The 12,711-nt window shown below is 41.7% G+C and carries 9 protein-coding genes; 5 read left to right on the top strand and 4 right to left on the bottom strand.

What is annotated here, in order from left to right:
• The first annotated feature begins 324 nt into the window (after nt 1-324).
• Nucleotides 325-1,494, top strand: a complete 1,170-nt coding sequence (locus tag A4S05_RS25520) for a homocysteine biosynthesis protein (protein WP_069072583.1) — start codon at nt 325-327, stop codon at nt 1,492-1,494.
• Nucleotides 1,495-1,587: 93 nt separating this feature from the next.
• On the opposite strand, the gene A4S05_RS25515 is transcribed toward A4S05_RS25520, so the two are convergent.
• Nucleotides 1,588-2,613 (bottom strand): hypothetical protein, encoded by a 1,026-nt coding sequence (locus A4S05_RS25515; protein WP_069072582.1) that lies wholly within the window; start codon nt 2,611-2,613, stop codon nt 1,588-1,590.
• Between the two features lie 378 nt (nt 2,614-2,991).
• Here A4S05_RS25515 and A4S05_RS25510 point away from each other — a divergent pair, with 378 nt between their 5' ends.
• On the top strand, nt 2,992-3,885 hold the full coding sequence (locus A4S05_RS25510) for a tetratricopeptide repeat protein (RefSeq protein WP_069072623.1): 894 nt from the start codon (nt 2,992-2,994) through the stop codon (nt 3,883-3,885).
• 172 nt (nt 3,886-4,057) lie between these two features.
• Here the strand turns inward: A4S05_RS25510 and A4S05_RS25505 are convergent, their stop codons facing one another.
• Both A4S05_RS25505 and A4S05_RS25500 read right to left on the bottom strand, forming a co-directional pair.
• Nucleotides 4,058-4,678 carry a TMEM165/GDT1 family protein gene (locus A4S05_RS25505; RefSeq protein ID WP_069072581.1) on the bottom strand — a complete coding sequence of 207 codons (621 nt, stop codon included), beginning with the start codon at nt 4,676-4,678 and terminating at the stop codon, nt 4,058-4,060.
• Nucleotides 4,679-5,183: 505 nt separating this feature from the next.
• On the bottom strand, nt 5,184-6,143 hold the full coding sequence (locus tag A4S05_RS25500) for a protochlorophyllide reductase (protein ID WP_069072580.1): 960 nt from the start codon (nt 6,141-6,143) through the stop codon (nt 5,184-5,186).
• 332 nt (nt 6,144-6,475) lie between these two features.
• Between A4S05_RS25500 and A4S05_RS25495 the strand changes: the two genes are divergently transcribed.
• Both A4S05_RS25495 and A4S05_RS25490 read left to right on the top strand, forming a co-directional pair.
• The gene (locus A4S05_RS25495; protein WP_069072579.1) at nt 6,476-7,858 is read left to right on the top strand and encodes an AAA-like domain-containing protein; all 1,383 of its coding nucleotides are present in this window, start codon (nt 6,476-6,478) and stop codon (nt 7,856-7,858) included.
• Nucleotides 7,859-8,001: 143 nt separating this feature from the next.
• The gene (locus A4S05_RS25490) at nt 8,002-9,564 is read left to right on the top strand and encodes an AAA-like domain-containing protein (RefSeq protein ID WP_069072578.1); all 1,563 of its coding nucleotides are present in this window, start codon (nt 8,002-8,004) and stop codon (nt 9,562-9,564) included.
• 233 nt (nt 9,565-9,797) lie between these two features.
• Here A4S05_RS25490 and A4S05_RS25485 read toward each other — a convergent pair whose 3' ends face one another.
• Nucleotides 9,798-10,217, bottom strand: a complete 420-nt coding sequence (locus A4S05_RS25485) for a helix-turn-helix domain-containing protein (RefSeq protein ID WP_069072577.1) — start codon at nt 10,215-10,217, stop codon at nt 9,798-9,800.
• A 95-nt stretch (nt 10,218-10,312) separates the two neighbouring features.
• Between A4S05_RS25485 and recQ the strand changes: the two genes are divergently transcribed.
• Complete coding sequence (gene recQ, locus A4S05_RS25480) at nt 10,313-12,472, top strand: DNA helicase RecQ (protein ID WP_069072576.1); 2,160 nt, start codon at nt 10,313-10,315, stop codon at nt 12,470-12,472.
• Nucleotides 12,473-12,711: the final 239 nt, after the last annotated feature.

Genomic DNA, 12,711 nt, shown 5'->3' with positions numbered 1-12,711 from the left:
AGTAAGTTTAATCAATCCTAACCATATATACATTTGATTGATAATGCAAGGCTTCCTTTATAGTAAATTTACGTAGGCAGAAAAAATATTTCGGACATATCTAGCTTGCCCCAAAAAATAAATATATGATTTGAACTTTGCAATACTTAAATTGTTTTTTGGGAATTTGAACCCTATCCAGGGTGTTAAGCTGTCGCGCAGAGATTGGCGACGACTATTTCGAGATGAAATTATGCAAAAGTCACCATAATCTGCGCTCACAAGGAGCAATGAAAATTTCTTTTCCCTATTCACCATTCACCAGGAAGCCCTAGCACTGATAAGATGCGAACAATTGCAGAAATTAACGAGAAAATCAGCCGCCAACGTGCAGTAGTGTTGACAACTGAAGAATTAAAAGCACGAGTTGTAGAAATCGGTGTTACTAAAGCTGCGAAAGAAGTTGATGTAATTACCACTGGCACTTTTGAGCCAATGGAATCAAGTGGTGCAATTATCAATCTGGGACACACTGACCCCCCGATAAAAATTCGCCGCTGCTGGTTAGATGGTGTACCAGCATACTCTGGTTTTGGGGCAGTAGATTTATATTTGGGTGCGAGTTCTGCTGTGGAGACGACGGACGGGGAAGAAGTCCGAGAACGCGGCGGCGGTCATGTAATCGAAGATTTGATTGCTGGTAAATCCATACACGTAAAAGCGCAAGGGCAAGTAACAGATTGTTACCCCAGAGCAAATTTTGAAACTACCATTACCAGTGACACAATTAATCAGTTTTATTTATTCAATCCGCGCAATCTTTATCAAAATTTTATTGTTGGTGTAAATGGTGGCGATCGCCCCCTCTTCACCTATCTCGGCCCTTTACAACCGCGTCTGGGGAATGCCGTTTACTCTAATCCCGGTGCTATTTCCCCCTTACTCAACGATCCCGATTTGCAACTCGTTGGTATCGGTACTCGAATTTTTTTAGGTGGCGGTATTGGATATGTCGCTTGGGAAGGCACTCAGCACTTCCCCTTACAAAAGCGTTTAGCTAATCGTACACCGATTGGGCCTTCCGCCACTTTAGCTTTAATTGGTGATGCCAAGCAAATGGATGCTCATTGGGTGCGGGGGTGTTATTTCAAAAGTTATGGACCCTCATTGATGTTAGGCGTTGGTGTCCCACTCCCTGTATTAAATGAACAAGTCGTTGAACACTGTGCCGTCCAAGATCAAGACTTAGTAGCCCCAATAGTAGATTTTTCCATTCCCCGGCGCGTTCGTCCCACCTTTGGCTTGGTGAGTTACGCCCAACTCAAATCCGGGCGGATCACCATTGAGGGCAAAGCAGTACGCTCTGCCCCCTTAGCGAGTTTGTTTTTTTCTAGGCAAGTCGCTCTAGAGTTGAAAAAGTGGATCGAAGCAGGTACGTTTACCCTCACAGAACCAGTTTCCCCAATTCCGATGGAGCGATCTTTTCTACCCCAAGACCGTCGGACGGATTTTTAAGAGTGGGGAGTAAGAATTTTAGATTTTAGATTTTAGATTGGAATTTAATCCAAAATCTAAAATCCAAAATCCAAAATTGAATTGCCCCATACCCTACTCTTGAGTCGGTTTTGGTCGCTTGATGGGTTTAGGAGCGGGCGTTCTTGGGATAGGTTTTGAAACCACAGAGGTGTCGCCGCCTGCGCCTGTTTTTTTGATAGGACGAGGGGTTTCGCCACTGCGTCTGGGGGGGAATGGTTTTCTACCACCAGCACCACCACCACCGCCAGCGCGAGGCCCACCTTTGAATGGTGGTCTGCGTTTTTTGGGCAAGTCAGCGATCGCCTCAGCTTTTTCTACTACCAAAACGTCAGCTTCCCGCTTGGCTTGGAAGTCCCAGAATTTTCCTACTGCTTTGGTGGTCAGCACACCCCTCAATTTCAACTTAAAATATTTGGGTTTATCAGTTGATTTGCGTGGAGCCTGCCTAATTTTGACTACCAAGCTTTTAGCATCAAAAGATTGGTATACCACTTCACCACGAACAGAAAAACCACCATCTACAACTTCTGATGAGGGTTTCAGAGCAATTGTACTTAATTCAGAGTTTTCGGATAAGCCATCATCGGGTTTCTGTAACTCTTGCAACTCAAAATCTGACTCGTCCTCATCTGTTGAGTTTTTAGCCAGATTTTCTGGCTCCCAAACTCCGACGATTTGGATGTGCAAGGTATCATTTTCTTGTCTTGTACGTGGATATACTACCCACAAGTGTTCTTTTTCTAAGTCTAGGTGATTCTTGACTAAGCTCATAATCCGCCCTAGGAGGACGGCATTGAGTTCTACACCATCTGTGGTCAGCAGCGTACCTTGAGTAAATTGTTCGCTGCTAGCATGATATCGACCCCGGACTAACCCGATCGCTCGGTACTGCATCGGTTCGCTGGGAGGCGGAATCGGTTGCTGTCGGTTGGCGAACCCATCATTGGAGTCAGTCTCGCTGGGTTTGACAGGCAAATTTTCAGGTTTAGAGGACTGGGCTGCTATATGAACATTAGCGGCTGCCTCTACGTTAGTTGGGCCCTGGTTAGAGGCAGAAGAATTGGAGGATTCAGGCAACGGCATCAGGTCGGAATTCATAAAAACTCCTTGCGGCGGAGACACATCCCATTGTGGGATTTTACAAAGGCAGCTGGAAAGAGCATTTGTGCGACTGATGAAAGTATATTGGCTTTTAACAAAGTCACACTAGGTTACTCTACACAATCCTAAAGGCGCTAAATTTAGTGTATAAACACTAAATGTGTAATTTAGCGCCTTTACACTAGTTTCGGAAGCATATCATAGCTACAATTCTGACGGCTCCTCCTAAAGTCATCACTTACTTTAGCAGTGTAGATAGTTAATTGTTATAAAATTCACAGGCATTTGGCGGTATTCCGCAAAGTTTTGGAAATTTTTAACTTTACGATTTGTGTAAATGATCATGTCATTAAAATTCAGGAGAAAGACAAAACTGTGTCTCAACCGCGCAATCGTTGGATAGTTCGAGTCATATTGGCAGTTGCAATTCTTGCTTTTGTGGGTGTTTCGGTGATTCCCATAATTGGAGCATTTAATAATACGTCACCCTCAAGCCAGAATACCGCTAGCACCAGAGACAGTTTGCCCTCTGCTGACCAAAAATCAAAACTGGAAGACGTAGTACGGGGTTATGAACAGGTTTTGCAAAGGGAACCAGAAAATCAGACTGCGCTTGAGGGACTATTAAAAGCGCGGCTGCAACTACTGAGTCAAAAAGATAAAAGTGAGGTTAAACCAGCTGATATCCAAGTTGTTATTGAACCCCTAGAGAAGCTAGCGAAGCTGAATCCCGAACAGTCAGAATATTCAGTGCTACTGGCTCAAGCCAAACAGCAAATTGGTGATCGCGAAGGAGCCGCTCAAGCTTATCGTTCGATTTTGTCCACGAAACCGGGCGATTTGAAGGCTTTGCAAGGAATGGTGGCTCTGTTGATCAGTCAGCAACGCCCCGAAGCAGCCATTGGTTTGTTGCAAGAAACTCTTTCTAACGCAGCCCAAGCAAATACAATTCAACCTGGAAGTATTGATACAGTAGCGGTGCAGGTGCTATTAGGTTCTGTTCACGCTTCCCAGAAACGCTACGCTCAAGCTAGCTCTGTTTATGACCAGGCAATTAAGAAAGATCCCAAAGATTTTCGCCCTGTTGTGGCAAAAGCAATGCTCTTGAAAGAACAGGGCAAAGACGCAGATGCAAAACCTTTGTTTGATAGTGCCGCAGCTTTAGCACCTGCTCAGTACAAAGACGGAATTAAAAAGGCAGCAACAGCTTCCCCCACGCCTAATCCGGCTCAATCTCTGGCACCTTCACCGGAAAGTACGGCTAAGTAATGGATGTGGGGCATTGGGCATGGGGCATTGGGCATTGGGCATGGGGCATTGGGCATTGGGCATTGGGCATGGAGCATGGGGCATGGGGGATTGGTTATTAATTCTTCTCCCCTGCTCCTCTGCTCCCCTGCTCCCCTGCTCCCCTGCTCCCCTGCTCCCCTGCTTCTTCCCCTTACGCTCCCTCAATGGCAGCGAGGACACCAAAGATTAAAAACAGGCATCCGCCAATAAAGGTGATCTGACGCTCAGAAATGCGTCCGGCTATCATTTTGCCGCCGATAACTGCGATCGCAGCACAAATGGCATGTCCTAAAATTGCACCTATTGTCACTCCAATTGGATTATTACCTGCTGCTAGGGCAATGGTGGCTATTTGGGTGCGATCGCCCCACTCTGCCATAAATGTCAACACAAAGGCTTCTATAACAATTGCCAACCCAGTTTTTTGCTTTGGTAAGTGCAAATCTGCTTTTTTCACCGCAGCTTCGGCTTCTTCTACAACTTCTGTATCACAAGCAGCAGCGGACATCTTACTAGCGTCATACAGCAGCTTGATACCAAAGGCAAGAAATAAAGCTATTTCGGCATAATGAATATAAACTTTTGGCAACAAAGACACCACTTGTCCAAATAGCACTGAAATGATTGTCATCGCGGCTAAAGCAGATGTCGCACCTATAAATACCAGCCGCCGAGGGTGGTGCATTGCCAAAATCACAGCAATAAAAAATGTTTTATCGCCTAGTTCTGAAACTGTAATTAGTAATAAACCTGCGGTAAAAGCTGTTAACACTCTCTCAAGCTCCTGAAGAATCGTTTACCGATGTGAAGCTTGATGAGAACCAAAAGACCTCACCAAGTTTACACTTTTCGGTGTGAACTTAGTGAAGGTCTCGCTTTCAAATATTAATTATTTGCCATCTGAACCAGGCTCATCGCCAGTATGTTGATTCAGATGTACTGGCTTTCGAGTTTTTTTGCCAGCAGCTACTCCCCTTCTATGCAAGATGCATTATACATTTTTTATAAGTGTATGTCAAGAGTAGGGAATGAAAAGCATCAATAAATAAATTAATTACCAACTCAATAAATAAGACACTATTTCCTACTTTTCTACTTTCTAGAAAAGCCCACATATTTTAATTTTTTTGGCAACCAGTTAAAGAAATCTATCAATAAAGTCAGAGGTGACTTAAATAATCACCTCAACTATTCTTTACTTGTACATGATACCAATTCAAAAAAGTAGATTTATGAATCGATAAATTATGCACAAGGTAACACCAAGTCCTATGTCATTATGCAAGCCCAACCAATTTTGCGCTTAGTTCCCACATGCGATCGCCTTTGTCATCATCGCGGGCTTGAGGAGAGACTTTTTGCACAAAGGACTTGCCATCTTTCTTCTGGCGATTTCCCCAACTCCAATAGACACCGGATTGATTATACTCAGGATCGGCAACCACGGCTGCGACCCTTTCTCCCGCCAACTCTTGAGACACATATCCTCCAGTGATGTACTTCTGGAATAAGGGGAAGATTTTCTGAAACAGAGGATAGTGGTTTCTAAATAGCGGCGTTTCTGCAACACATCCCGGATAGAGAGAATTGAAGACGATACCAGTTGACTCGTGATAGCGCTCATGCAGTTCCCGCATAGTTAGCACGTTGCAAACCTTGCTATCTTTGTAAGCTTTGACTGGCTCAAATTTCTTGCCATCAATCATTGCGATCGGCTCTTTAAACCCTTCAGCAAAGCCATTTAGTTCGCCCAAATCGGGACGGGGTGGAATCTTCCCACCCAGTTCGTCTGGATTGTGCGTGACGGTTCCTAAAATAACCAGCCTTGGCTCTAAAGATGACTTCTTCAGATCCTCTAGCATCAGGTTGCACAAGAGGAAATGCCCCAGATGATTGGTGGTGACAGTTAACTCGTAACCTTCTGGACTGCGTAACGGCTCCTTGATTAAGGGCATATAAATTGCGGCGTTGCATACCAAAGCATCTAGGGACTTTCCACTGGCTCGGAAGTTCTTCACAAACTGTCGAACACTTTCCAAGGAGCCAAGGTCGATATGTATACTGGTATAACTGTTGTAAGGGATTTCCACAGCTTGGGCAGCTTTTTGTGCCTTTGCTAAATCCCGACACGCCAGTACCACATACCATCCCCTTTCAGCAAGAGCTTTTGCAGTATACAGACCCACCCCCGAAGAGGCACCCGTAATTACAACCGTTGGCTTCTGATGTTGTTCCATTTTGTTCGCACTCCATTGACTGTCTCTAGGATCTCACACCAGTGAGCTATCATTATCACCTGCTTTTCAAAGCTGTATTAGGCTGCACTAACCTCGCACTCCAAGTAAAAGGGACTAATCTTTAAAAGGAAAGTATATAGTTATACAAATAATATTCAAAAATATATATAAACATAATAATTATTATGATGTACTGATAAGTCTAAAAATTGTATCAATGCAATCTTAACTTTTTCTGTTTTCAAGTATTTTTTCAGATGTATTCAGATGTATATTATTACTAGTCAAAAAAGTATAAGTAAATTTCCTAGCTGTTTAACAATTTATACGCAGTGGATGAGCTTCTACAATCTGTAAAAAAAATTCTACAAGACAAGCCTCTCGGTTCAATTCAGTCGTTTGTGCTATATCAATCATGGTTGGGCAAAACTTACGTTGAAATGGCAGAGGCATCAGGCTATGGCAACAATTACATCAAGGAAGTTGGCTCTGAGTTATGGCAAGACCTTTCCATTGCACTTGGAAAAAGAGTAACGAAAAAAAATTTGCATTTAGCCTTGAAAAAACACCTGGAATATGAGATAACTGATCCGGAAAATCAGATCCAACAAAAGTTCGGCGAAGAATCTAACTTAGAAATGGTTTCTCCAGACTTTTTTTCAGCAAACAAGATAGAATTTCCTAGCGGGCCATTAGCACTGGGTTCTCCTCTTTACATCAATCGCCCTCCCCTGGAAGAACTTGTTTGTAACGAGATTTTACACCCTGGCTGCTTAATTCGGATCAAAGCACCTAGCAAAACGGGAAAAAGTTCTCTTCTCAATCGGATGATTGCTTATGCTAGAGAGCAAGATTATCAAATTGTCTATTTGGACTTTCAAGAAGCAGATCAAGACGTTTTTGCTTCCCTGGATAAATTTTTGCGTTGGTTTTGTGTCAATGTCAGCAGGCAGTTAAATCTCCTTCCCTGTCTCGATGATTTTTGGGATACGGAAATGGGCAGCAAGGTAAGCTGCAAAATCTATTTTGAAGCATATCTTTTGCAATATATTCATGATAGTCCTGTAGTTTTGGCTTTGAATGAAGTCCATCGGGTTTTTGAACATCCCAATATTGCCCAAGATTTTCTGCCAATGCTGCGATTTTGGCATGAACAAGCAAAGCAAGATCAAACTTGGCAAAAACTTCGGATGGTGGTGGTTCACACAACAGAAATTTATATTCCGCTCAAGCTCAATCAATCACCTTTCAATGTAGGGATAACAATTACGCTGCCGCCATTTACCCTCAAACAGCTACAGAATTTAGCATTACGTTATGGACTAAATTGTGCAGCAGACTCCGAAGGTGCAAAACGCCTTGCACCCCTACAAGCAATGGTAGGAGGACATCCTTATCTAGTGAGCCTTGCTTTTTATCATTTATGTCAAGGGCAAATGACACTGGAGGTATTACTAGAAAGTGCATCTACAGCAGTGGGAATTTACGGTCAGCATTTACGAGAACTGTTGAGCTTACTGCAAAAAGAACCAGAATTAATGACAGCTATGCAACAGGTAATTGCAACAAATGAAAAAGTGGAGTTAGACGCGATCGCTGCTTATAAGCTAGAAAGCATGGGTTTAGTTCAACTCAATGGCAATCAAGCTAGCGCCATGTGTGAGTTATATCGTCTTTATTTTATCCAACAGTTTGGAAAGCAAAATAATGGTTGATAGTAAGCACTTTACTGCTTATACTTTACTGCTGATAAAATAAGGGCTGAAGTCCTTACTACGGACTTTGTTATATGAATTTTATCAACTGTTATAAGACAAGTTTTTTGATTTAGATATAGAACGAATTTAAGATAAATTAAATGAACAATTATCGATATCAAGTTGGTGGCACACTTACCAGTGACGCTCCTAGCTATGTTGAGCGCAGAGCAGATGTGGAACTTTACGAAGCCTTGAAACAGGGTGAATTTTGTTACATTCTCAGCTGTAGGCAAATGGGCAAATCCTCACTTATGGTAAAAACAAAGCACCGCTTACAACAAGAAGGCTTTAAATGTGCCACAGTTGATATGACTAATATTGGTTGTGAAAATATAACACCAGAACAGTGGTATAAGGGAGTTGTTGGGGACATCTGGTTGAGTTTCAAACTGTTAGGAAAAGTCAATTTAAAAACCTGGTGGCAAGAACAAAATGATATTTCTCTGGTTCAAAAACTCAGTCGGTTTATTTCGGAAAATCTGTTAGCTAAGTTTCCGAATGAAAGACTATTTATTTTTATTGATGAAATTGATAGTATTCTCAGCCTAAACTTCTCTGTGGATGACTTTTTTAACTTGATTCGGTTCTGTTATAATCAACGAGCAATTGATCCAGAATATTATCGAATTACATTTGCAATTTTTGGTGTGGCGACACCTTCGGACTTAATTTTAGATCGAAATTATACTACCCCATTTAATCTTGGTAAAACCATCCAAATAAATGGTTTTACTTTTGAAGAAGCTCAACCATTATCTTTAGGACTGGATATAAAAGACAATCATCCCCAGAAAGTTTTAAAAGAAGTATTAGGTTGGACAGAAGGGCAACCATTTCTTACCCAAAAACTGTGTCGGCTACTTGTCAGTTTATCTCAAGATGATATGGGTAGAAAGCTCAAAATTCCCCCTGGCACAGAGGAATTTTGGATAGAAAATGTGGTGCGATCGCACATCATCGAGAAATGGGAATCGCAGGATGAACCGGAGCATTTGCGAACTATTCGCGATCGCATCCTCAGAAACGAACAATCTGCTGCCAGATTGCTAGGAATTTATCAGCAAATTCTCCAAGGAGTGAAAGTGCCGGCCGACGATAGTCGAGAACAGGTAGAACTTTTGCTGTCTGGTTTGGCGATTAAAAAGCAAGGTTTTCTCCAAATCAAAAACCGAATTTATCAAGAAGTTTTCAATTTAGAATGGGTTGGAAAAAAATTAGCTTACTTGCGCCCTTACTACGAAACCTTCAATGCCTGGGTAGCCTCAGAGGAAAAGGATAAATCTCGCCTATTGCGTGGACAAGCCTTGATCGATGCCCAAACTTGGGCACATGGTAAAAGCTTGAGCAACTTAGATTATCGATTTCTAGCTGTTAGTGAAGAATTAGATCGGCGAGAAGTGCAGCAAGCATTAGAAGCTGAACGTGCCCAAGAAGTCGAAGCACGACTTCTTGAGCAACAAAAAAGGCTGGCTCAACAAAAGAAAAATACCACAATAGTGACACTTTTGCTCGTGGGTATGACTATCAAGTTGGTGATTTCTATAGTGTGGGGAGTGTCGCTTTTACAAAAGATTGATGCTTTAGAATCACAACTAAAATGTACCCAGACAGGGCATAAGGGCAAAGTAATAAATGCAAATTCTCGCTTATATGGATGCTGAGTGAATTTCAGATTTTAGATTTTGGATTTTGGATTTTAGATTAAAAGTATGCTTATTACTAAAAAGAATAGTGGAGAAATGTAGGTCTGACCAAAGCTGCCGATGATGTGAGTTAAATCCTGATATCTTCAATAACTACCCACGCAGGCAGCCACCGAAAAAGCGATCGCAACATCACCCCACCAATCGAATCTAGGAGAATTCGTAATAAATCTTGTTAATCTTCAATTTTCTCACTGTCCAAAGTCAAGAGCCGTTACGGAAAGTCCAGAATAGTGTTCATTAAAAAACCTAGCTAGGGACTCTGCTTGAGATTGGCTAACTTTCCGTTGACCATTGACTACTTCCTTAACAATCTCAATAGAGCCAAAAACTCCAAGTAAAGAAGTTGGCTCCACATCAAACTCATGCATGAGGGATTCCAAAGTAGCCGCAGATTTTGATTCACCCATCGAATAATGATGTTCCTCGTAATTCTCAATCAGAAGAACCAACAACTCAAAAAGCGCAGTTTCCGCCTCTGTCAATTCACTAGACATCATCCCCTCTACTGCTGTTAAGGCTTTGTTATACTCCTGTTCTGTTTTAATTGGCTTAGGCTGATACTTAATAAGTAAGTCAGTATAGGTTTGTTGACTAGAAATAGGGGTCATCTTTATGATGTGAGTTAAAATCCTGATATCTTCAATAATTACTCACACAGACAGCCACCGAAAAAGCGTTGGCAAGGCCCACCGTAGGTATCGCTATGCTTCAGTATCCCCATCTCGAACAAGCGCTAAAATATCACTTCGGTTATGACCAATTCCGCCCTGGACAACGGCAAATTATCGAAGATGCGCTGCAAAATCGAGATTTAATGGTTGTGATGCCGACTGGCGGGGGTAAATCTCTATGTTTTCAGCTACCAGCATTGTTGAAAAATGGACTAACTGTGGTAGTGTCGCCGTTAATTGCTTTGATGCAAGACCAAGTAGAAGCACTGCGAAATAATAATATTAACGCGACATTTCTCAATAGTAGTTTGAATCCTTACAAAGTGCGATCGCGGGAAGAAGCCATCCTCAACGGTAAAGTAAAATTACTCTACGTCGCCCCTGAACGCCTCTTGAGTGAAAGGTTTCTACCGTTTCTCGATTTAGTTAAAGAAAAAATCGGGATTTCTAGCTTCGCTATTGATGAAGCGCACTGCGTTTCGGAATGGGGACACGATTTTCGTCCAGAATATCGCCAGTTGAAATCTCTGCGAAAACGCTATCCTGATGTTCCTACGGTCGCCCTCACCGCCACAGCAACCGATCGCGTCCGTAGTGATATTATTCAACAACTAGGACTAAAGCAACCTAGCATCCATCTTGCTAGCTTTAATCGTGAAAATCTTTATTACGAAGTTCGTCCTAAAACTAAATATGCTTACGCTGAATTGTTAGAACTAATTCGAGAAACTGAAGGTTCGACAATTATTTATTCTTTAACTCGTAAAAAAGTTGATGAACTCACTTTTAAACTCCAAAATGATAAAATTGGTGTTCTGCCTTATCACGCCGGATTAACTGATGAGGAACGTAGTAGTAATCAAACGCGATTTATTCGAGATGATGTCCGGGTGATGGTGGCAACAGTTGCCTTTGGGATGGGAATTAATAAACCCGATGTGCGGCTGGTAGTTCATTTTGATATGCCCAGAAATATAGAAAGTTATTATCAAGAATCGGGTCGAGCCGGGAGAGACGGAGAACCATCTCGGTGTACAATATTTTTCAGCTTTGGTGATGTTAAAACAATTGAATGGAGTATCGATCAAAAAACTGATCCTCAAGAACAGTTGATTGCAAAACAACAACTGCGACAAATGATCGATTACGCTGAAGGCACTGATTGTCGGCGAACGATTCAACTGGGTTATTTTGGCGAAAGGTTCCCTGGGAATTGCGGTAACTGTGACAATTGTCGTCATCCCAAACCCATGCAAGATTGGACAATTGAAGCCATGAAGTTTTTATCTTGTGTGGCGCGTTGCAAAGAAAGATTTGGGATGCTACACATAATCGATGTGTTGCGAGGGGCAAAAAAAGACAAAATTCTCCAGTACGAACACGATAAACTTTCTACTTATGGTATTGGTAAAGATAGAACTGTAGATGAATGGCGAATGTTGGGGCGATCGCTTTTACATCAAGGGTTAATAGAACAAACTAGCGATGGTTACTCAGTTTTAAAACTAAATGCCCACAGTTGGGAAGTAATGCGAAAACAGCGCACAGTTTCGCTAGCTGTAACCACAGTCCAAAAGATTAGCTGGGAACAGGGGAGTGAAAAAGCAGAAGTTGCAGAAATATTATTACAAAAGTTGCGATCACTACGTAAACAATTAGCTGATGAGCAATCTGTTCCACCTTACGTCATCTTCCACGATTCCACTTTAAAATTGATGGTACAGGTGCAACCCCAAAACTTAGCTGAATTTGCCAAACTTTCTGGTGTAGGTAGTCACAAACTCGCTCAATATGGCGAAAAGTTTATTACAGAAATTCGCGCCTACCGCCAAGAAAAAGGTTTGCAAAATAAATCGGCTACTTCCGTATCTTCTGCCAAATCATCTTCTTCTTACACCGAATTACAAACATTACAATTGCATCAACAAGGTTTAAACATCGCTCAAATTGCCCAAAAACGCAACCTTAGTCCGGCAACAGTTAGCACTCATCTAGAAAAACTAATTGAGAAAAATCAGCCAGTTGATTTAAATCAATTAGTACCTTTAGAACATCAACAAAAAATTTGGCAAGTTTTAGAAGTACTCGGTGACATTTCTCTCACTCCCATCAAAGAACAACTAGGCGAAAGCTACACTTTTGATGAAATTCGTTTAGTACGGAGTAAGTGGCGACGTGAAAATCGCAAGTGATGATTTGCTAAGGACGAGTAATACAAAGCAAAACAATTATTGTTTCATTATGAATGACAATAAAAAAATGAACGAGGGAGAGAAATCAAAACTCGCAAATCTGCCAAAATCAATACGTTTTGCATTTTATTTGGTGCATTTTGTTTAAGTCTTACTATTTGCTCATATATTTGTTTTTTGAAAAACTAGATAAGGAAGCTAAACTTAAGTCTTATTGATTAAAAGATTAAAGGAGTTAG

This window comes from Nostoc sp. KVJ20 (assembly GCF_001712795.1).
Classification (GTDB): Bacteria; Cyanobacteriota; Cyanobacteriia; order Cyanobacteriales; family Nostocaceae; genus Nostoc.
The sequence above is the reverse complement of the archived record's forward strand: the minus strand, read 5'-3'. Positions and strand labels throughout refer to the sequence as shown.